General features: G+C 71.8%; 16 protein-coding genes. 9 read left to right on the top strand and 7 right to left on the bottom strand.

Annotation, left to right across the window (positions count from 1 at the left end; translation table 11 throughout):
* Positions 1 to 98: 98 nt before the first annotated feature.
* The 5 genes from ACEZDG_RS02995 to ACEZDG_RS02975 all read left to right on the top strand — a co-directional run bounded on the left by ACEZDG_RS02995 (position 99) and on the right by ACEZDG_RS02975 (position 5,523).
* Positions 99 to 1,166 (top strand): LacI family DNA-binding transcriptional regulator, encoded by a 1,068-nt coding sequence (locus ACEZDG_RS02995; RefSeq protein WP_380501893.1) that lies wholly within the window; start codon positions 99 to 101, stop codon positions 1,164 to 1,166.
* 121 nt (positions 1,167 to 1,287) lie between these two features.
* The gene (locus tag ACEZDG_RS02990) at positions 1,288 to 2,625 is read left to right on the top strand and encodes an ABC transporter substrate-binding protein (RefSeq protein ID WP_380501890.1); all 1,338 of its coding nucleotides are present in this window, start codon (positions 1,288 to 1,290) and stop codon (positions 2,623 to 2,625) included.
* A gap of 11 nt (positions 2,626 to 2,636) precedes the next feature.
* Entirely contained in the window at positions 2,637 to 3,587 is a 951-nt protein-coding gene (locus ACEZDG_RS02985) for a carbohydrate ABC transporter permease (protein WP_380501888.1), read from the top strand.
* Entirely contained in the window at positions 3,584 to 4,462 is an 879-nt protein-coding gene (locus tag ACEZDG_RS02980) for a carbohydrate ABC transporter permease (RefSeq protein ID WP_380501885.1), read from the top strand. The genes ACEZDG_RS02985 and ACEZDG_RS02980 overlap by 4 nt, the downstream gene beginning before the upstream one ends.
* A 32-nt stretch (positions 4,463 to 4,494) precedes the next feature.
* The gene (locus ACEZDG_RS02975; protein WP_380501883.1) at positions 4,495 to 5,523 is read left to right on the top strand and encodes a hydroxyacid dehydrogenase; all 1,029 of its coding nucleotides are present in this window, start codon (positions 4,495 to 4,497) and stop codon (positions 5,521 to 5,523) included.
* Positions 5,524 to 5,539: 16 nt separating this feature from the next.
* Here ACEZDG_RS02975 and ACEZDG_RS02970 read toward each other — a convergent pair whose 3' ends face one another.
* On the bottom strand, positions 5,540 to 6,637 hold the full coding sequence (locus ACEZDG_RS02970; RefSeq protein ID WP_380501881.1) for a substrate-binding domain-containing protein: 1,098 nt from the start codon (positions 6,635 to 6,637) through the stop codon (positions 5,540 to 5,542).
* A gap of 188 nt (positions 6,638 to 6,825) precedes the next feature.
* Between ACEZDG_RS02970 and ACEZDG_RS02965 the strand changes: the two genes are divergently transcribed.
* The 3 genes from ACEZDG_RS02965 to ACEZDG_RS02955 are packed head-to-tail and all read left to right on the top strand — an operon-like array spanning position 6,826 to position 11,447.
* Entirely contained in the window at positions 6,826 to 9,759 is a 2,934-nt protein-coding gene (locus tag ACEZDG_RS02965) for a polysaccharide lyase family 8 super-sandwich domain-containing protein (protein ID WP_380501879.1), read from the top strand.
* A gap of 31 nt (positions 9,760 to 9,790) precedes the next feature.
* Positions 9,791 to 10,669, top strand: coding sequence for an alkaline phosphatase family protein (locus ACEZDG_RS02960; protein ID WP_380501877.1), 879 nt, complete (start codon positions 9,791 to 9,793; stop codon positions 10,667 to 10,669).
* 37 nt (positions 10,670 to 10,706) lie between these two features.
* Positions 10,707 to 11,447, top strand: coding sequence for an HAD family hydrolase (locus tag ACEZDG_RS02955; protein WP_380501875.1), 741 nt, complete (start codon positions 10,707 to 10,709; stop codon positions 11,445 to 11,447).
* On the opposite strand, the gene ACEZDG_RS02950 is transcribed toward ACEZDG_RS02955, so the two are convergent.
* The 3 genes from ACEZDG_RS02950 to ACEZDG_RS02940 form a co-directional block, all read right to left on the bottom strand.
* Positions 11,398 to 12,354 (bottom strand): SMP-30/gluconolactonase/LRE family protein, encoded by a 957-nt coding sequence (locus ACEZDG_RS02950; protein ID WP_380501873.1) that lies wholly within the window; start codon positions 12,352 to 12,354, stop codon positions 11,398 to 11,400. The genes ACEZDG_RS02955 and ACEZDG_RS02950 overlap by 50 nt on opposite strands.
* Positions 12,347 to 13,210: a helix-turn-helix domain-containing protein gene (locus tag ACEZDG_RS02945; RefSeq protein ID WP_380501871.1), complete on the bottom strand. Its 864-nt coding sequence runs from the start codon at positions 13,208 to 13,210 to the stop codon at positions 12,347 to 12,349. The genes ACEZDG_RS02950 and ACEZDG_RS02945 overlap by 8 nt, the downstream gene beginning before the upstream one ends.
* A 63-nt stretch (positions 13,211 to 13,273) precedes the next feature.
* A complete protein-coding gene (locus ACEZDG_RS02940) occupies positions 13,274 to 13,519 on the bottom strand; it encodes a hypothetical protein (protein WP_380501869.1) in 246 nt (81 codons plus the stop codon).
* Between the two features lie 455 nt (positions 13,520 to 13,974).
* Between ACEZDG_RS02940 and ACEZDG_RS02935 the strand changes: the two genes are divergently transcribed.
* Positions 13,975 to 17,565, top strand: a complete 3,591-nt coding sequence (locus ACEZDG_RS02935) for a choice-of-anchor D domain-containing protein (RefSeq protein WP_380501867.1) — start codon at positions 13,975 to 13,977, stop codon at positions 17,563 to 17,565.
* A gap of 64 nt (positions 17,566 to 17,629) precedes the next feature.
* On the opposite strand, the gene ACEZDG_RS02930 is transcribed toward ACEZDG_RS02935, so the two are convergent.
* From ACEZDG_RS02930 to ACEZDG_RS02920, 3 genes are all read right to left on the bottom strand, one after another.
* The gene (locus tag ACEZDG_RS02930) at positions 17,630 to 18,376 is read right to left on the bottom strand and encodes a class I SAM-dependent methyltransferase (protein ID WP_380501865.1); all 747 of its coding nucleotides are present in this window, start codon (positions 18,374 to 18,376) and stop codon (positions 17,630 to 17,632) included.
* 95 nt (positions 18,377 to 18,471) lie between these two features.
* Positions 18,472 to 19,764: a ricin-type beta-trefoil lectin domain protein gene (locus tag ACEZDG_RS02925; RefSeq protein ID WP_380501863.1), complete on the bottom strand. Its 1,293-nt coding sequence runs from the start codon at positions 19,762 to 19,764 to the stop codon at positions 18,472 to 18,474.
* A 432-nt stretch (positions 19,765 to 20,196) separates the two neighbouring features.
* The gene (locus ACEZDG_RS02920; RefSeq protein ID WP_380501861.1) at positions 20,197 to 21,129 is read right to left on the bottom strand and encodes a TIGR03619 family F420-dependent LLM class oxidoreductase; all 933 of its coding nucleotides are present in this window, start codon (positions 21,127 to 21,129) and stop codon (positions 20,197 to 20,199) included.
* Between the last annotated feature and the right edge of the window lie 3 nt (positions 21,130 to 21,132).

Below are 21,132 nucleotides of genomic sequence, written 5' to 3'. Positions count from 1 at the left end.
GAATCTAGGAAGGCGGACCCACTTGCGTCAAGAGCGATCGATCGTATGATCACGAAACGAAAGTATCGCTCAATCGGTATCTCGATCAGTACAGGGAGATGCGAGTGCACTCATCCATCGACGGTCGCCGGGGCCGGATCCTCGGACTGGTGGGGGAGCGCCCGCACTGGCGCATCGCCGACCTCGCGGCGGAGCTGGGGGTCTCCGCGGTCACCGTGCGGCGGGACGTGGAGACGCTGGCCGAAGCCGGGCTGCTGGACCGCAGCCACGGCCGGGTGGCCCGGCTCCCCGCCGCCGGACCGGGGCGGGCCTCCGGCGCCGGACTACTGCTCGGCATGGTGGTCCCCTCGGCCGGCTACTACTTCGCCGAGGTGATCCGGGGGGCCAGGGCCGCCGCCGAAGCCTGCGGCGCCCGGCTGGTGCTGGGGATCTCCGACTACTCCCCGGCCGGTGACGCCGAGCAGGTCGGCGCCCTGGTGGCGGCCGGTGTGCAGGGCCTGCTGCTGACCCCGAACTGGACCGGGGGGCAGCCGGGACCGGCCGAGGAGGCATGGCTGCTCGGCCTCGGACTGCCGGTGGTGCTGGTGGAGCGCGGCGCGGGTCCCGGCAGCGCGCTGGCCGCCCTGGACCGGGTCTGCTCCGACCACGCCCACGGGGCCGCGGCCGCGGTGCGGCACCTGGCCGGGCTCGGCCACCGGCGGATCGCCCTGCTGGCCAGCCCGGGGACGCCGACGGCAGGCCCGATCGGCACCGGCTACCGCACCGCGCTCCGGGCGCTGGGGCTGGACGAGCCGGACCCCGTGACCGGCGACGGCCTGGCCGGCGCGGTGGGCCGGGGCGAGGTCACCGCCGCCCTGGTGCACACCGACGCCGATGCGATCGTGCTGCTCAGAAAGCTGCGGGCGCAGGGCGTGCGGGTGCCGGAGGAACTGGCGCTGATCGCCTACGACGACGAGATCGCGGCCCTGGCCGACGTCCCGCTCACCGCCGTGGCGCCGCCCAAGCGCACCATCGGCACGGCCGCCCTGGAGCTGCTGCGGCTGCGGATCCCGGCCCCGGGGATCGGCCGCCGGCAGCGCGAGGTACCGTACCGCCACCTTGAACTGCTTCCTGAGCTGCGGATACGTGCATCCTGTGGCGGTTTGGCAGTAGCGGAGACCATGTAACGATCGAGTGACCGATCGAAAGCTTAATGGAACTTTTCTCTTGACTTCGATCGTAACGCTCTCAATGATGGCGCTTCAGCAGAACCGGAACCGAGTCCACCACCAGCAGGGGAGCCCCGCAATGACGCAAAGCCCGACCCGCCCCGCCCGCACCGGCCGCACGCTCGCCGCCGCCACCTGTGTCCTGCTGTCGCTGGCGACCGTCGCGGGCTGTGCCAGTGGGAGTGGCAAGACCGCCCCGGCGAAGGCCGCGGCGAAGCCGGTCGAGCTCACCTTCTGGTCCTGGACCAAGAACTCCGACCAGGTGGTCGCCACCTTCAACGCCACCCACAAGGACGTCCACGTCACCTACTCGCAGATCACCGGCGGCGCGGCGGGCTACGCCAAGATCTTCGCCGCGATCAAGGCGGGCAACGGCCCGGACCTGTTCAACTGCGAGTACGCCGAGCTGCCCAACTTCGTCAGCCAGGGCGACGTCCAGGACATCAGCCAGTACGCCACCAGCGCGGTCACCTCGAAGTTCGCGTCCGGCGCGACCCAGCTGACCAGCCTCGGCGGCAAGACCTGGGCGATCCCCTACGACGTCGAGCCGCAGGAGTTCTACTACCGCAAGGACCTGTTCCAGAAGTACCACCTGGCCGTGCCCACCACCTGGGCCGAGTTCCAGGCCGACGCCACCGCGCTGCACCGGGCCGACCCGCAGGCCAAGCTGGTCAACTTCCCGACCGACGACGCCTCCACCTTCGCCGCGCTGGCCTGGCAGGCCGGCGGCACCTGGTTCGGCACCTCCGGCGACAGCTGGACCGTGAACTTCCAGGACCCGGCCACCCGGAAGGTCGCCGCGTACTGGCAGCAGCTGATCGACTCCAAGCTGGTCGGCTCCGACCTGAGCAGCAGCCCGGCGCTGACCGCCGACATCACCAAGGGCAACGTGATCGGCATGATCAACGGCCCGTTCGAGGCGGCCTACCTCTCGGCCGGCTTCGCCGACCAGTCCGGCAAGTGGGCCGTCGCCCCGCTGCCGACCTGGGACGGCACCCCGGCCGTCGGCACCGTCGGCGGCTCCAGCTACGCGGTGACCAAGAACAGCAAGAACACCGCCGCCGCGGTCGAGTTCGCCACCTGGATGTCGACCGACGCCACCGCGGTCGCGGCCCGGGTCCAGGGCGGCGCCTCCAGCGCGCTGCCGGCCGACCCGCAGATGGTGCCGGTCGCCAAGAAGAGCTTCACCACCCCCTTCTTCGGCGGCCAGGACGTCTACGGCCTCGCCACCCAGGCCGCCACCACGGTCAAGCCGGGCTGGACCTGGGGCCCGTCGATGGTCTCCACCTGGACCGCCTTCACCGACCCCTTCGGCAAGGTCGGCAAGGGCGGCACCATCGCCGGCGCGCTGCAGACCGCCCAAGCCGCCACGGTCGCCCAGATCAAGGCCGCCGGCCTGAACGTCAGCAACGGCTGAGGCCGGGGACGATGGCTCTGCTCACCAAGCCGTCCGCCGCTCCGCGGGCGCCCCTGGCGGCGACCGCGGCCCGCGGCCGGAGCCGCGGCAGGGGCGCCGCGGCGGTGCTGATGGCCCCCTTCTTCCTGCTGTTCGGCCTGGCCACGCTGCTGCCGATCGGCTATGCGATCTGGCTCAGCCTGTTCCAGGAGCACCACTCCGGGCTCGGCTTCGGCGCGGCCACCACGGTCTTCAGCGGACTGTCCAACTACGGCACGGCGCTGGCCGACCCGGTGTTCCGCTCCGGCTTCCTGCACGTGGCGGTGTTCGCCCTGGTCTATGTGCCGCTGATGCTGGCCGGCTCGCTGCTGGTGTCGCTGCTGCTGGACTCGGCGCTGGCCCGGGCCAAGCGCTTCCTGCAACTGGCGCTGTTCCTGCCGCACGTGGTCCCCGGCATCATCGCCGCCATCATCTGGCTGTACCTCTACACCCCCGGGGTCAGCCCGGTGGTCTCGGCGCTGCAGTCGGGCGGCATCGGCTTCAACCTGGACACCCCGTTCACCGCGATCCCGGCCACCGCCAATGTGGCGGTCTGGGAGGTGCTCGGCTACAACATCGTCATCTTCTACGCGGCGCTGCAGGCCATCCCCAGGGAGCTGCTGGAGGCCGCGGTCATCGACGGCGCCTCCGAACTGCGGATCTCACTGTCCGTCAAACTGCCGCTGGTCCGCAGCTCGGTCGGCCTGGTCGGCCTGTTCACCGGCATCGGCGTGCTGCAGCTGTTCCAGGAGCCGCTGCTGCTCAACCGCGCCGCCCCCGGGGTGATCACCACCTTCTGGACCCCCAACATGTACGACTACGCGCAGGCGTTCAACAACTCCGACTACGGACTCTCCGCCGCGGGATCCATCCTGCTGGCCCTGGTGTGCGCGGGCCTGTCCTTCCTGGTCACCCGGATCTCCAACCCGTGGAGGAGCTCATGACCGCCGCAACCGCGCCGAACCGGGGGCCGGTCCGCAACCGCAGGACCATGTCCAAGGCCGCGGTGAACGCCGCCCTGGTGCTGGCCGCCCTCTACACCTTCTTCCCGCTGGTGTGGATGCTGGTGGCGGCGGCCAAGGACCCCACCGGGGTGATGAGCGGCCAGGTCTTCACCCTGCGGCACTTCAGCCTGTCCGCGAACCTGTCCGGTCTGCTGCACCAGGACGGCGGGATCTACCTCCGCTGGTTCGGCAACTCGCTGTTCTACGCCGGCGCGGGCTCGGTGGTCTGCGCCCTGGTCAGCATCGCCGCCGGGTACGCCTTCCACACCTATGAGTTCCCCGGCAAGGAGAAGCTGTTCGGGGTGGTGCTGCTCGGGGTACTGGTGCCCAGCGCCGCCACCGTGCTGCCGATGTACCTGCTCGCCTCCAAGGCGCACCTGGTCAATACCGTCTGGGCGATCCTGATCCCGTCCGTGGTCAACCCGTTCGGGGTCTACCTGGCCCGGGTCTTCAGCGCCGGGTACGTCCCCGGCGAGGTGATCGAGGCGGCCCGCGTCGACGGCGCCTCGGAGCTGCGGATCTTCCGGTCGGTCGGACTGCCGATGCTGAAGTCCGGCTTCACCACCATCATGCTGTTCCAGTTCTCGGCGATCTGGAACGGCTTCTTCCTGGCCCTGGTGATGCTCTCCAACCAGCGGCTCTACCCGGTCAGTCTGGGCCTCTACATGTGGAACGACTCGGTGGCCCAGGACGCCCCTTCGATGATCTCGCTGGTCATCTGCGGCTCGGTGGTCGCCGTCGTCCCCGTCGTCCTGCTCTTCCTCAGCCTGCAGCGCTTCTGGCGGGCCGGGCTCACCGCAGGAAGCATCAAGTAGCCGCAGCCGGCCACCAAGGAGCCCCGCCCGACATGTCCGTACCCGCCGGCCGAGCGCCGCACCGTCCGCGCACCATGCTCGCGATGAGCCCCGAACTGCTGCCCAGGATCCTCGGCACGGCCGCGGCCGGCCGGCTGGCCCTGGTCGCCGACCTGGTCCCCGGGGTCTTCGACGACTTCGGCACCCGCCGGGCCCGGCAGGCCCTCGCCGAGACCGAGGTGCTGCTCAGCTTCTGGGGCTGCCCCCCGGTGGACCGCGCCGTCCTGGCCGCCGCGCCCCGGCTGCGGGCCGTGGTGCACGCGGCCGGATCGGTGAAGTACATCGTCACCCCGGAGTGCCGGCTCCGCGGCATCGCGGTCTCCTCGGCGGCCTGGGCCAACGCCCTGCCGGTCGCCGAGTACACCGTGGCCGCGGTGCTGATGTCCAACAAGCGGCTGCTGCAGATCAGCTCTGACTTCCGCCGGGTGCGCCACCTGGACGACTGGCACCACCGCTACGCCGACGTCGGCAACTACCGCCGCACGGTGGGCCTGGTCGGCGCCTCCAGGATCGGCCGCCGGGTGATCGAGCTGCTCCGCCCCTACGACCTCGACCTGGTGGTCCACGACCCCTACCTGGGCCGGGCCGAGGCCGAGGCGCTGGGGGTGCGCCGGCTCGGCCTGGACGAACTGTGCGCGGTCTCCGACGTGCTCAGCCTGCACGCCCCGGCCCTGGACGAGACCCGCGGCATGATCGATCGGCGGCGGTTGGCGCTGCTCCCGGACGGGGCCACCGTGATCAACACCGCCCGGGGCTCGCTGATCGACACCGAGGCCCTGGTGGACGAGCTCAGCGCGGGCCGGCTGCACGCGGTGCTCGATGTCACCGAGCCGGAGCTGCTGCCCGCCGACTCACCGCTCTACGCGCTGCCGAACGTGCTGCTGACCCCGCATGTGGCCGGCTCGGTGGGCGGCGAGCTGCACCGGATGGCGGACTCGGCGGTGGCCGAACTGGCCCGCTACGCGGCCGGGCAGCCCTTCCAGCACCCGGTGCTGCTGGAGGAGTGGGACCGGACCGCCTGACCCGGAAGGACCGGAGTCAGCCTTCCGCGGCGACCCGGGTGGAGGCCCGGACATGCAACTGCGGCAGCAGGTCGAGATGGCGCCGGGGCGAAGCCGTCCCCGGCTGCTCGGCCAGCCGGGAGAGCAGCAGGCCGACCGCGGCCTCGCCCAGCGCCTGCTTGGGCGGGGCGACCGCGGTCAGCGGGACGTCCGCGAGCGCGGCCATCTCGTCGTCGTAGGCGACCAGGGCGATGTCCTCGGGGACCCGCAGCCCGCGCGCCTGGAGGTGCTGCAGCAGCACCAGGGCGTCGGTGTCGGTGTGCACCAGCGCGGCGTCCACCCGCCCGTCCGCGACCAGGTCGGGGATCCGCCGCAGCCGGGCCTCGAAGTCCGCGGCCGCGGCCGTCTCGGCGGCCGTCATGGGGGCGGTGAGGCCGAGCGCGGCCAGTCCGGTCCGGTAGCCGGTGGCGACATAACCGGCGGTCGGGGTGTTCTCCCGGGCCAGCAGGGCGATCCGGCGGCGGCCGAGCCCGGCCAGGTGCCGTACCGCGGCGCAGGCGCCGTGCACATGGTCGGTGCAGACCCGGTCCAGCTCGGCGGCGGCGGAGCCGGAGGCGGCCCGGCGCTCCAGCAGCACGGTGGGGACGCCGAGGCCGAGGATCCGGCCCTCCTCCTCGGCGGTGGGGGTGTCGGCGGCCCAGTTCGGGGTGAGCAGCAGCCCGTGCACGCCGGTGTCCAGCATGGAGGCGATCTGCGCGGCGTCCTCCTCCGGGCGGTAGTCGGAGATCCCCAGCACCAGCCGGGCCCCCGCCGCGTTGGCGGCGGCCTTCACCCCGCGGATGACCTCGGCGTAGTAGTAGTACGCGGCCGGCACCACCAGGCCGAGCACGGCCGAGGAGGCGGCGCCGCGCTGCTGCCCGGGCAGCGGGGCCGGGTCGGCGGCCGGGGCGTCCGGCCAGGCCACCGAGCCGTGGGCGCGGCGCAGCAGCCCCTGTTCGGCCAGCGCCTCGACATGGCGCCGGGTGGTGACGGCGGAGATGCCCAACTCGTCCGCCAGTTGGGCCACCCGCAGACTGCCGCGCTCCTTGACCAGGAGCAGGATCCGCTCCTGGCGCTCTTCCACGGACTGTCGCACGACGGCTCCCTCACTGGCGGCGTTGACTCGACGCAGGGATCGATCATACGGTCAGTCGCTCGGAGTTTCTGTATCAATGGTCATTTCCCGTGCGTGAACCGTTGACCCAGTTTCTGGAAAGCGCTTACCCTCTGCTGCACCCGGAGGCCGCAGCCCCGGGAATGCGAGCTTTGAGGCAAGGAGGCCACATGGCGACGCTCTTTTCCCGACGACGTCTTCTGCAGGTCGGCGCGGCCGGGGCGGTGCTGGCCGGCACCGCGCAGTGGGCGGCGCCGACCGCCGCCCGGGCCGCCGACGCCTATGACGGCCTGCGCACCGGCTGGCTGCAGCTGCTCACCGGAACCGGCTTCGACGCCACCGCCGCCCCCTTCGCCGCGGCCCTGGCCACCATCGGCAGCCAGGCCGCCGGCTACCGGAGCTCCATGGCGGCGGCCAGCTCCTCGCTCTGGAGCGACCTCCCGCTCGGCAGCGTCTCCGCCAACGTCAGCACCAGCTGCAACCGGCTGAAGACCATGGCGCTGGCCTGGGCCCAGCCCGGCACCGGCCTCACCGGCGACGCCGACCTCGCCACCGCGGTGACCACCGGACTCGACTACCTCTGCGCCCACGCCTACACCGCCACCGCGGCGACCTACGACAACTGGTGGGACTGGCAGATCGGCAGCCCGGAGGCGCTGCTGGACACCGCCGTCCTGGTCTACGGGCAGCTCGGTCCGACCCAGATCGCCGGCTACTGCGCCGCCGTCGACCACTACGTCCCCGACTCCGCGGTGGCCGCCTACACCGGGACCAGCACCGGGGCCAACCGGGTCGACCTGTGCCGGGTGATCGCGCTGCGCGGGGTCCTCGGCAAGAGCTCGGCCAAGCTGGCCACCGCCTCGGCCGCGCTCTCCCCGGTCTTCCCCTACGTGCTCACCGGCGACGGCCTCTACCCCGACGGCTCCTTCGTCCAGCACTCGGTGGTCCCCTACACCGGCTCCTACGGCGAGGTGATGATCAGCGGGCTGAGCCGGATGCTGGCACTGCTGGCCGGATCCTCCTGGGCGGTCACCGACCCGGCCCGGCAGAACCTCTTCGACTCGGTCGCCACCGCCTACGCCCCCTTCCTCTACAACGGCCTGGTGATGGACGGCGTGGTCGGCCGGGCGATCAGCCGCGGGCTGATGAAGACCGACCCGCTGCAGATCCAGCAGGACGACCACCGGCGCGGGCACACCCTGGTCTCCGACATCCTGCGGCTGGCCGACTCCGGGGTGGCCGGGGCCGCGCAGAGCGCCCAGTGGAAGGCGATGGCCAAGGGCTGGATGCAGCGCGACTACTACAGCCCCTTCCTCTCCGATGCGACCCTGGGCGTTCCCGAACTCGCCCGCGCGCAGAGCCTGTTGGGCGACTCCTCGGTCACCGCCGCGGCCGAGCCGGACGGCAGCCGGGTGTTCGGCATGGACCGGGCGGTGCACCGCCGCGCAACCTGGGCCGCGACGGTCAGCATGTGCTCGGCGCGCACCACCTACTACGAGACCGGCAACGGCGAGAACGTCCGCGGCTGGCACACCAACGCCGGCTTGCTGTCCTGGTGGGGCTCGACCTACGGCGACGGCCAGTACTCCGACGCCTTCTGGCCCACCGTCAACCCCTACCGGCTGCCCGGCACCACCGTCTCCAGCAAGGCCCTGGCCGACGGCGCCGGCGGCACCTGGGGCGCCTCGCACCCGGCGGCGGTGTGGGCCGGCGGAGCGACCGACGGCAGCTACGCCGCGGTGGGCCAGGACGTCCGCGGCCTCTCCAGCACCCTCAGCGGCAAGAAGTCCTGGTTCTTCCTGGACGACTCGGTGATGTGCCTGGGCGCCGGCATCAGCTGCACCGACGGCGTCCCGGTGGAGACGGTGGTCGACAACCGCAACCTGGGGGCGGCCGGCACCCACAGCCTCACCGTCAACGGCGCCGCGCAGCCGACCACGCTGGGCTGGAGCGCCCAGTTCACCGGGGCGACCTCGATCGCCATCGGCGGCTTCGGCGGGTATGTCTTCCCCGGCGGGGCCACCGTCAACGCCCTCCGCGAGGCCCGTACCGGCGCCTGGTCCGACCTCAACTCCGGTGGTACGACCACCGCCCAGACCCGGCGCTACCTGACCCTCTGGTTCGCCCACGGCACCGACCCGAGCGCGGCGGCGTACAGCTATCTGCTGCTGCCCGGCGCCACCCCCGCGGCCACCGCCGCCCGGGCCGCCGCGCCCACCGTCGGCGTGCTGGCCAACAGCGCCACGGTGCAGGCGATCAGCGACAGCGCCTCCGGCGTCACCGCCGCCAACTTCTTCGCCGCGGGCAGCGCGGGACCGATCACGGTCAGCGCGCCCTGCTCGGTGCTGGTCCGCGAGCAGGGCGGAAAGCTGACGGTCAGTGTGGCCGACCCCTCCCGGCTCGCCGCCACGGTACGGGTCACCGTCGCCCGCTCCGGCTACACCGCGGCCACGGCCGGGCCCGGCATCTCGGTGCTGACCAGCTCCGGTGGGATCACCGTGCTGGCGGAGACCGGCGGCGCGCAGGGCGCCTCCCGCACCGCGACGCTCAGCGGCTCCGGGACGGCCGTCGTCCCGGCGACCGCGACCCTGCTCGCCCCGGTCGCGGACAGCTACGTCCGGGACGGCAGCGCCTACAACACCGTCAACTACGGCGCCGCCACCACCCTGACGGTGAAGAACACCGACACCTCGGGCAGCGGCTACGCCCGGCAGGCCCTGCTGAAGTTCGACACCTCGGCGGTCGGCGGAACGGTGGCCCGCGCGGTGCTGTGGGTCAACGGCTGTGTGGCCGACTCCGGCGGCACCCAGAGCACACTGCAGGCCTTCGCCACCGCCGGCCACAGCTGGACCGAATCGGGTGTGACCTGGAACACCGCCCCGGCCCTGGGAGCGGCCCAGGGAACCGGCCAACTCTCCAGCGCCGCCGACTGGGTGGGGCTCGACGTCACCGCCGCGGTCGCCGCCTCCAGCGTCGCGGCGGGCGGGGACGGCACCGCCTCGCTGGCAGTCTGGGAGCCACTCGGCGCGGTCGGCCTGGCCGTCCTGCTCAACAGCCGGGAGAACGGCGCCAACCCGCCCCTGCTCCAGATCATCACCCACTGAGCCAGCCAGAGACAGAACAGAGGAACAGCGCGTGTCCCCTTCCCTCGCCCTCCGCCCCCGGGTGCTTGTCGTCGGCATCGACGGCGTCCGCCTCGACGTGCTCCGCACCCTGCGGACCCCGCACCTGGACGCCGTCGCCGGGGCCGGGTTCCTCGCCCCGATCGAGATAGACGAGGACACCCCGACCATGTCCGGGCCCTGCTGGGCGACGATCGCCACCGGCGTCTCGGCCGCCAAGCACGGCGTCTACGGCAACCACTTCGGCGGCAACCGGCTCGCCGTGTTCCCCGACTTCACCACCCGGCTGGCCAAGGAGGACGGCCGCAGCACCTTCGCCGTCGGCGGCTGGGAGCCGCTGATGATCTCCCAGAGCGGCGGCCCGCTGTTCGCCGCGCCCAGCAGGCTCAGCTACATCGCCCCGCGCGCCGAGACCGCCGAGGACTGGGAGGACTGCGACGAGCGGGTGACCGTCGAAGCGGTGCGGGTGCTGGCCGACGAGGACCCCGAGGCCTCCTTCGTCTACCTCGGGGCGGTGGACGAGACCGCCCATCTGCACGGCTGCGGGGACCGCTACCACCGGTCGATCATCAACGCCGACGCCCGGCTGGGGCGGCTGCTCGGGGCGCTGGCCGACCGGGCGGGCCGGGCCGAGGAGGACTGGACCGTGATCGTGGTCACCGACCACGGCCACGTCCAGGCCGGCGGCCACGGCGGGCGCAGCGCCGAGGAGCGCACGGCCTGGGTGGCCTGCTCCGCGCCGGGCCTCCCGGCCGGCCCGCCACCGCCGCGTCCGCTGCGGCACGTGGACGTGGCGGCGCAGGTCTACGCCTCGCTGGGCCGCCGGATCGACCCGCACTGGACCCTGGACGGGCTGCCGTTCACGGCCCGGGTTCCGGCCCCGGTCTCCTGACCCGTCAGCTGACCCGTCATCAGAAAGCAGCGGACCCTTGCCTTCCCTCAATGCCGTCCTGTTCGACATGGACGGGACGCTGGTCGACACCGAGGGCCTGTGGTGGGAGGCGGCGGAGCTGGAAGCCGCCCGCCTCGGCCTGGCCCTCGGCGAGCAGGACCGCCCGTTCGTGCTCGGCTGCGCGGTGCAGGACACCGCCGAGCACCTGCTGCGCCGCAGCGCGCAGCAGGTGTCGCCGACCGCCCTCGCCGCCGCCCTGGACCGGCGCTTCACCGCGCTGGTGCGGGACGGGGTCGTCCCGCTGCCCGGAGCGCTGGACCTGCTGGACCGGCTGAACGCGGCGGGTGTCAGCACCGGGCTGGTCTCCGCCTCGCCCCGCCAGGTGGTCGACCCGGTGCTGGACGTCCTCGGACGGCACCGCTTCAGCGTCTCGCGGGCGGCGGGGGAGACCCCGCGCACCAAACCCGCTGCCGACCCCTACCTGGCCGCTGCCGCCGCCCTGGGCGTGCCGCCGGACAGCTGTGTCGCGGTCGAGGACTCGCCCACCGGCATCGCCTCCGCCGAGGCGGCGGGCTGCGCGGTGGTCGCGGTCCCGTCCTTCCTGCCGGTCCGTTCCGCCCCCGGCCGCACGGTGGTCCGCAGCCTGCTGGAGGTGGACCTCCCGCTGCTGCGCCGGGCGGTCACGGCCGGAGCAGCAGCGGTCAACCGCCAGTCGTTCGATCATTCGCTCACTGGTGACGGAGGCGGGCCAGCAGCAGATTGGGGTCCTTCGCGGTGAGGTAGGCGGCGCTGAACACATAGACGGTGTCGCCGCGCAGGGCGATCGACGTGGGGTTCTGCAGCCCGTCACCGGGTCCGAGGACGATGCTGTGGCTGCCGTCCGGCTGGATCAGTGCCACGGTGTCCGGCCCGTTGAGGGCGGCCAGGATCCGGTCGCCGCGACCGGTGAAGGCGAAGTCGTCGATACCGGCCAGGTCGGTCGCCCTCACCTGCACCCGGCCGGCGCGGCCGTGCCGCAGCGGGATGCGCAGGACGGTGCCCCGGTCGAGGTTGCCGGCCCAGACGGCGCCGTTGTGGACCTTGAGGCCGTTCACGCCGAGGAAGCCGGTGGAGGCCAGCTCCGGCGCGGTGGACCAGGCGGTCGGGGTGCCGCCGGCGGTGCCGACGCTCCAGATCGTGCCGAGCACGGAGTCGGCGATGTAGAGGGTGCGGGTGCGCGGGTCCAGGGCCAGGCCGTTGGGCAGCCCGTCGGCGGGCAGCGCGGCGATCCGCTCGGGCGTGCCGCCCGGACGGATCCGCCACAGCCCGGTCAGGTCCGCGGTGCCGGTGGCGTAGAGGACGTACAGGGTCCCGTCCTGGTCGCGGACGATGCCGGTGGTCAGCGGGAAGTGCAGGGCCGGGGTGTTCACCCCGCCGTCGGCGGGGGCGGGCAGCGTCGCCAGGACGCGGGTGGTGCCGCGCGGGCTGACCTGGGCGACCTGGCGGGCGCCGGCGAAGGTGACGTCGGCGGTGCCGTCGGGGGCCAGCGCCACGTTCTCCGGCATCTGGCCGCGGGCCAGGTCGAAGTGCACGGCGATGTGCGGGTCGGACACGGTGCCGGCCGCCGTCGACGCGGAGGCCGGGGTGGTCAGCACGGCGGTCAGGACCGCAGCGGACAGGGCTGTGGTGGAGAGCTTCCTAAGCATGGCTTCCTTGGATCGTTCGGGCGAGCAGGGTCAGTGCGTGGGAGGAGGCGGAGCCAGGGGCCGCGGTGGCGACGATGATCAGTTGCCCCTTTCGCTGAGGGGCCGCCAGGCTCTGCTGGGTGACGGTCAGTGCGCCGACCAGCGGATGGCGCATCTGGTAGCGGGCCACGTCGCAAGCCTGCACCCGGTGGTCGGCCCACATCGAGCCGAACTCCGAACTCTTCACCGTCAATTCGCCTACCAGGGACGTGAGTAGGGCGTCGTCCGGGTACCGGCCGACGGTCAGCCGCAGGTTGCCCACGACCGCCCTCGCCTTGCTGGGCCAGTCCGCGTACAGCTCGCGGACGTGGGCGTCGAGGAAGACCAGGGCGGCCATGTTCGGGCGTTCGGCCGGCCGCCCGGGCCCGTCCGGGTCCAGGTGCCCGGCGAAGAGCGCGTGCCCCAGGGGGTTCCAGGCCAGGACGTCGTGCCGGCGGCCGAGCACGATCGCCGGCACGTCCCCCAGGGCGTGCAGCAGTTCCTCGGTCGCCGGTGCCACCCGCTCCGGCGCCGGCCTCCGGGGCCGCGTGCGCCGGGCGCCGGTACGGGCCAGGGTCTGCAGGTGGAGCCGCTCGGACTCGTCCAGCTGCAGGGCCCCGGCGATGGCGTCCAGCACCCCGGGGGAGGCGTTCAGGGACTGCCCCTGTTCCAGCCGGGTGTAGTACGGGGCGCTCACCCCTGCCAGCAGCGCCAGTTCCTCGCGCCGCAGGCCCGGTACCCGGCGCCGGTCCCCGTAGGTCGGCAGCCCGACGTCGTCGGGCCGCAGCTGGGAGCGGCGGGTCCGCAGGAACTCCCCGAGCTGCCCTTGTTCGTTCATGGATCCGAGTATGGTGCCGCCGCCCCGGCCCAGCCTGCCCCTGCCGGGGTCAGCCACCCAGGGTCAGAAGAGGCCGACCGACAGCATGCGCGCGTGCAGGTCGTGGCGCTGCGCGGCGAGGGCGGCGCCCTTGCGGTGCCGGGTGGCCTGCGGGGTGTGCGCCTCTTCCCAGGCGGCCTCCACGGCCTCGGCGAAGGTGTGCGCCAGCACGATGAAGGTCTGCTTTCCGGCAGTGGCCGTCGTCGCGCTGATGGGGAGGTCCACCGACCAGCGCGGCTTGAGATCGTGGACGGATCCGGTGAATCCCATGGCCTTCTCCTCGGACTGCACATGTGTGTGGTCTACGCCACTATGCCTTTGTGGTGTAGACCATTTCTAGGCCCCGGCGAACATTTGTGGCTCTCGTGTTCCATTTGTGATGGAAGCCGGGACGAGGCGTGAACCTGCCCGCCGACTACGCGCCAAACCCGGATGAAACCTCAACTGCATTGGATCTTGCAGTCAAAAGTATGAATCCGACAGATATGAATCTAGATATTGCGCAGTAGTGGCGAAGAGATTACGGTCCCACTTGCGCCGTCCCCCACCACTCAGTGTCCGCACCCGCCCGCGAAGCACCTCGCCGCGCTCCACCACCCACGGAGCAGCGAGGCCCCTCGCCATGCCCTGTCCTGTGTCTGTTGCTGATTTTCACGCTCCTCCACCCCACCTGACTGCGGTGCCGACGGTGTAGATCCGGCATTCCGTGTCGAAAGGAGCAACAAGTGTTCCGATCCATCCGAGATCTGAGGCGAACGCTGGTCCTGGGGCTCGCCCCGGCGATGCTCGCCGCCATCGGCATCTCAACCCTCGCCGTCCAACCCGCCTGGGCCGCCGCCACCGGCGGCAGCGGGGCGAGCCTGCCGTACGTCGAGGTACAAGCGGAGAACTCCGCCACCAACGGCACGGTCATCGGCCCGAGTTACGCCGCCGGCCAGCTCGCTGACGAGGCGTCGTACCGCAAGGCGGTGACCCTCCAGGGGACCGGCCAGGAGGTCACCTTCACCACCCCGGTGGCGACCAACTCGATCGACTTCCGCTACAGCATCCCGGACACCTCGGGCGGGACGGCCTACACCGCCCCGCTCTCGCTGTACATCAACGGGGTCAAGCAGCCCGACTTCACCCTGACCAACGCCACCAGCTGGTACTACGGCAGCTACCCGTTCACCAACGACCCGGGCAGCAACCCGCACCACTTCTACGACGAGGCGCACCGCCTCTTCTCGACCACCTATCCGCAGGGCACCACCTTCAAGCTGCAGGTCGACGCGGGGGACAACGCCTCCTCCTACACCGTCGACTTCGCCGACTTCGAGCAGGTGGGCGCGCCGCTGACGCAGCCCTCGGGCTCGGTCTCGGTGACCAGCGAGGGCGCCGACCCGAGCGGCGCGGCCAACGCGACCAGCGCCTTCAACGCGGCGATCGCGGCGGCCGGCCCCGGCGGCACGGTCTGGATCCCGCCGGGCACGTTCAACATCCCGGGCCACATCACCGTCAACAACGTCACCGTCGCGGGCGCCGGCATGTGGTACTCCAGCGTCAACGGCGCCGAGCCCGGCTTCTACGGCCTCGGTGAACCGGACAGTTGCGGGGTCGGCGGCAACTCCGGCGTCAGCACCAATGTGCACCTGTCCAACTTCGCCATCTTCGGCCAGGTCGGCGTGCGGAACGACTGCGACCAGGACAACGGCATCGGCGGTGCGCTGAGCAACTCGTCCGCGACCAACATCTGGATCGACCACCTGAAGGTCGGCGCCTGGCTGGACGGCCCGATGGACAAGCTGACCCTCAGCGGGCTGCGGATCCGGGACACCACCGCGGACGGCATCAACTTCCACGGCGGGGTCACCAACTCCACCGTCACCAACAGCGACATCCGCAACACCGGTGACGACGGCATCGCGACCTGGGCCGACTCCGGCAAGGGCGCGGACGCCAACGACACCATCTCCAACAACACCGTGCAGGACCAGATCCTGGCCAACGGCATCGCCATCTACGGCGGCCACGACAACACCGTCACCGGCAACCTGGTGCAGGACACCGGCCTCGCCCAGGGCGGCGGCATCACGGTGGCCCAGCGCTTCACGTCGACCCCGGTCGGCCTGACCACCGTCTCCAACAACACCATGATCCGGGACGGCTCGCTCGACCCGAACTGGCAGTTCGGCGTCGGCGCGCTGTGGTTCGACGGCAGCCAGGGCGCGGTCACCGGACCGGTCAACGTGACCAACGCGCTGATCGAGCAGAGCCCGTACGAAGCGGTGCAGTGGGTCGAGGGCACCGTCAGCGGTGTCAGTCTCAACAACGTCACCATCGCGGGCACCGGTACGTTCGCGCTGCAGGAGCAGACCGGCGGCGCGGCGACGTTCACCAATGTCACGGCGACCGGCGTCGGAGCGTCCTCCCCCATCTACAACTGCGAGGGCGGCAACTTCGTCGTCACCGACGGCGGCGGCAACTCCGGCATCACCGGCACCCCGGTCTGCGGCCCGTGGCCGGCCCCGGTCTTCCCGCCCTACCCGGTCACCGGTGTGCAGGCCAGCCCGAGCGCGCTGAACTTCGGTTCGGTGGCGACCGGCGCGACCAGCGCGGCGCAGACCGTGACGGTCTCCAACCCGACCGGCTCGGCCGCGTCCGTCTCCTCCATCGCCGCCTCCGGCGACTTCTCGCAGACCAACACCTGCGGGTCCTCGATCGCGGCGAACGGCTCCTGCACGGTCAGCGTGAAGTTCGCGCCGACCGCGACCGGCGCCCGCAGCGGATCCCTGACCGTCAACGCGGGCGGGGTCACCAACACGGTCAGCCTCTCCGGCACCGGCACCGCCCCCGGCCCGGTCCTGAACGCCTCCCCGGGCGGCCTGTCCTTCGCCAGCACGGTGGTGGGCTCCACCACCGCCGCGCAGACGGTGACGCTGACCAACTCGGGCACCAGCACGGCGACCGTCTCCGGCGTCTCGGTGACCGGTGACTTCAGCCAGACCAACAACTGCTCCAGCGTCGCGGTCGGTGCCTCCTGCACCGTCAACGTCGCCTTCAAGCCGACCGCGGGCGGCGCCCGCAGCGGCACCCTGAGCGTCGCGAGCAATGCCAACAACAGCCCGACCGCGGTCGGACTGAGCGGCAGCGGCATCGACAGCAGCACCAACATCGCGGCGGGCAAGCCCGCGTCGGCGAGTTCCAGCAGCAGCCCCTACGTTGCCGCGAACCTCACCGACCCGGACGCGTCCACCTACTGGGAGAGCGCCAACGGCTCCTTCCCGCAGTGGGCCCAGGTCGACCTCGGCCAGAACTTCAGCGTGGGCAAGGTCGTCCTCAAGCTCCCGCCGGCCACCGCCTGGTCCACCCGTACCGAGACCCTTTCGGTGCAGGGGTCCACGGACGGCACCAACTTCTCGACCCTGGTCGGTTCGGCCGGGTACACCTTCGACCCGAACGCCAACGGCAACACGGCGACCATCACCGTCAGCCCCGCCACGGCGAGGTACGTGCGGGTGAACATCACCGCCAACACGGGGTGGCCGGCCGGCCAGCTGTCGGACTTCGAGGTCTTCCCCAGCAGTGGCGGCGGGGGCACCAACCCCTCGGCCACCCTGTCGGCGGGACCGACCTCGCTGACCTTCGCCAGCCAGGCGCTCAACACCGCCAGCGCCGCGCAGTCGGTCACGGTGACCAACACCGGTACCGCCGCCGCGGCCGTCTCCGGCGTCGCCACCACCGGTGACTTCTCGCAGACCAACACCTGCGGGACGTCGATCGCAGCCGGTGCCTCCTGCGCCGTCGCGGTGAAGTTCACCCCGACCGCGTCGGGAACCAGGACCGGCAACCTCACCATCAGCAGCAACGCGTCGAACAGCCCGACCACGGTCGCGCTGACCGGAACCGGCGCGGGCACGGTGAGCACCAACCTGGCGGCGGGCAAGCCGACCAGCGAGTCCAGCCACACCGACGTCTACCCGTCCTCGAACGTGACGGACGGCAACCAGGGCACCTACTGGGAGAGCGCCAACAACGCCTTCCCGCAGTGGGTCCAGGTGGACCTCGGCTCCGCGCAGAGCGCCAGTCGAGTCGTGCTCCAGCTCCCCGCGGGCTGGGGCAGCCGCAACGAGACGCTGTCCCTCACGGGCAGCACCGACGGCAGCTCCTTCAGCACCGTCAAGTCGTCGGCCGCCTACACCTTCGACCCCAACAGCAACAACACGGTCACCATCACCTTCCCCGCGACCACCCAGCGCTACTTCCGGGTGACCGTCACGGCGAACACCGGCTGGCCGGCCGGGCAGCTCTCGGAGTTCCAGGTCTGGAACACCTGACCTGACCGGAGCACCCAGGTGCCGCCGGGCGCGTCCGCGCCCGGCGGCACCGCCCTGTCCGGAATCACTGAGGCGGAGTCAGCGGCCTTCTGGCCAGCACCAGTCGGGCCCGCGGGCTGCCGTCGTCCAGTCGGCCGAGCAGCGGGAGGGTCTGCACGGTGAAGCCGGCCCGCTCCAGATCGCCGCGTACCTCGGCGAGCGGGAAGGTGCGGTAGTACATCACAAAGGTCGGCCGGCGGAGCGCGTTGCGCGCGTACATGGCGGCGTCGAACCCCCACAGCGCCCAGTACAGCGGTGAGCCGACCCTCGGCGGCGCGCCGATCGGGAAGGCGAAGCAGCCGCCGGGCCGCAGCGCGGCGAAGGCCTGCGCGAACAGCGAGGGCCGCTCCTCGGGCAGGAAGTGCCCGAACGCGCCGAAGCTGACCACCAGGTCGAACCGCGAGGCGAACGGCAGCCGCAGGGCGTCGGCCCGGACCCAGTCGACCGGCGGTCCTTCGGCCGGGTCCGCGGTCGCGGCGGCGGCCTCCCGGCCCGCGGCCAGCATGCCCGCGCTGAAGTCGACGGCCACCACCCGGTCCGCGCACAGCTGCCGCAGCGGGCCCACCCCCGCCCCGGTCCCGCAGCAGAGGTCGAGCCCGGTACCGAACGGCCCGAGCGGCGCCAGCGCCTCGGCCACGGCGTCGAGCACCCGGTCAGGGGTGCGGAACGGGGTCTGGTCGAACTTCGGCGCCAGCAGGTCGTAACCGTGCTCGACGGACGAGAGCGCCTGGACGGCGAGCTCGCGCAGGGACGGCCCGAGGGGAGTGAACACCCTCAGCAGCCTAGCGGGACGGCGGAGGGGCCCGCGGCAGCAGCGCCGCGGGCCCCTCCGGGTGCTCCAGGTGTTTCTGGTGTTTCGGGTGGGGACTAGCTCGGGAGGTTCCACTGCTGGTTGGCGCCGTCGGTGCAGGTCCAGATCTGCAGCCGGGTGCCGTCGGCGGAGCTGGGTCCGGTCGCGTCGAGGCACTTGCCGGAGCCGGTGTTCACCAGTTCACCGTTGGACTGGTGCGTCCAGGCCTGCGCGGCGGTCCCGTTGCAGTCGTAGAGCTGCACCTTGGTGCCGTTCGCGGTGCCGGCCGCGGTCACGTCCATGCACTTGCCCAGGGCCTGGAGCGAGCCGTTGGACGCCACGGTCCACTGCTGGGCGGTGGTGCCGTTGCAGGTGTAGAGCTGGACCGCGGTGCCGTTGGCGTTGCTGGCCGCGGCGACGTCGACGCACTTGCCGCCGTAGCCGGTGATCTGACCGGTTCCGGTGGGCGGGGGCGGCGGCGGGGTGGTGGTCCCGCCGGTGATCGCGTTGAAGATCCGGGAGTAGGCGTAGCCGGTGCCCTTGTCGTAGCCGTCGACCTCCCAGAAGGACAGCTCCTGCACGCCGTTGGTGGCGGCGAAGCTCTCCAGGGTGGAGGCGTTGCCCTGGGTGAAGTTCTCGTTGTCGTCGTTCTGGCCGGCGATCGGGGTCAGCCCGATCCGCCCGTAGGCCGCCGAGGTGGAGATCCCGTACAGGCTGGCGAGCTGGGCCGCGGTGCCGCGGGCGCCGCCCTCGGCGTCGTTCAGGGCGTTCTGGCCGTCGCCGAAGTCCATGGTCATGATGTTGACCGTGCTGACGTTGACGCCCGCGCTCTTGGCGTTCTGCAGGACGCCGAGCTCCTCGGACGGCAGACCGGTGGGGTCGACCGCCAGGGTGTAGTCGACCTGGACCGACGGGTTCTGCGCCTGGAGTGCGGCGAGAGCCTGGTTGCGGCGGGTGTTGGCCGCGGAGTCGTCGAGGGTGCCGCCCTCGATGTCGAAGTCCAGCTTGGTGATGCCGTAGGTGTTGACGATGTTGGCGTAGGCGGCGGTCAGCGAGGTGACCGAGGTGCAGGTCTCGGCGAGCTCGCCGCCCTCGGCGCCGCCGGAGGAGATGATGACGTTGCCGCCCGCCGACTTGAGCGCGTTGATCTGCGAGGCGAAGGCGCCGATGGAGTCGCCGCCGTCCTCCCACTGCGGGGTACAGCCGGACCGGGGGATCAGGAAGGCCAGGGTGTAGTACTTCAGCCCGGTGGCGTTCATGTCGGCGGCCATGTCGCCGGCGTCACTGTCCGAGATCTGCAGGTACGGCGCGGCGTAGTGGGCCGGAAAGGTTCCCGCTGCCTGGGAGTTGGCGCTGCTGGTGAGTGCCATCGCCAGCGCTGCCACTGGCAGCGTGGAGGCGACGAGATACCTCTTTGGGCGTGACCATGTCACAGGATTCCTCCTGGTGGAGTCGGAAGTGGGGGTGCTCCCGAGATGATCGGCGCTCCGCCCGCCGTCTTCATGAAGTGAACGAATGGCGGGGCACTGGGGGGATGGGTCGAGAGTGGACCCGGCACCGGATCCGGGTCAAGGTCTGGACCAATTTCCGGAACCGGCACTGCCAGAACGCGTACACATGCCTGTCGCGCCAGAGTTAACTAGCGTCCATGACATCGCGTCAAGAGCACCGTCAGGAAAGTTTCCTAATAAAGCTGTTCCACACCCTGACGCGCAGGTGGGGACATCCCCGTCCACTGCGTTCACAAGGTGGAACCGGCGAGGGCGGCGGTCTGCGCTCGGGCCGGTCGTGCTGACGGGACGTCAACTGCCGGAGGGGGCCAGCCCGTGCAGCACTTCCTCGGCGCGGAGGGCGGCGGTGCGGGGGTCGGCCTCGGGATGGCCGATCAGCGGGTCCCAGTTCAGGTCGTAGAACAGCTCGGTCACGCCCTGCTCGCCCAGCCAGGCCGCGTCCTCGCGGATCTGCGCGTAGGAGCCGGAGAGCCGCTGCCTGGTGCCGTCCGGGGCGGTGAGGCCGCGTCCCCGGTCGTCCGCCCGTACCGCGCCCCGGCAGACGATCCGTACGGCGGCCGGGTCCTTGCCGGCCTGTTCGGCGGCGCCGCGGACCGCGGCGATCTGCTCGGCGATCCCGGTGAGGTCGGTGCGGCTGCTGCTCATCCAGCCGTCGGCGAGGCGGCCGGCCCTGGCCAGCGCCGCCGGCACCACACCGCCCAGCAGCACCGGGGGACCGGGGCGCTGCACCGGCTTGGGCTCCATCCGGCTGGGCGGCAGTTGGTAGAACTCGCCGCTGAACTCGCTCACCTCGTCGGCCCAGAGCGTGCGCAGCACCCGCAGGTACTCCTCGGTACGGGCGCCCCGGCGGGCCGTGGACGCGCCGGTGGCGGCGAACTCGGGGGCCGACCAGCCGAGCCCGAGGCCGAGGTCGAACCGTCCGCCGGAGAGCAGGTCCAGGGTCCCGGCCTGCTTCGCCAGATGGGCGGGGGAGACGAACGGCAGATTCAGCACGGCGACGCCGAGCCGGATCCGCGAGGTGTGGGCCGCGGCGAAGCCCAGCGCGATCAGCGGGTCCAGCACACTGCGGTAGACCGGGGCCAACTCCTGGTCGGCGCCCACCAGCAGCCGCTGGAACGTCCACAGGGAGTCGTAGCCCAGTTCCTCCGCCCGGGCGGAGAACCGCGCGAGGTTGTCGGCGGTGGCCCAGGCACCGGACACAGGAGCACCACACCCGATCTTCATACG

Origin of the sequence: Streptacidiphilus alkalitolerans, from assembly GCF_042511045.1 — a bacterium.
In the GTDB taxonomy this organism is placed as follows: domain Bacteria; phylum Actinomycetota; class Actinomycetes; order Streptomycetales; family Streptomycetaceae; genus Streptacidiphilus; species Streptacidiphilus alkalitolerans.
This window is presented reverse-complemented; position numbering and strand designations above follow the sequence as displayed.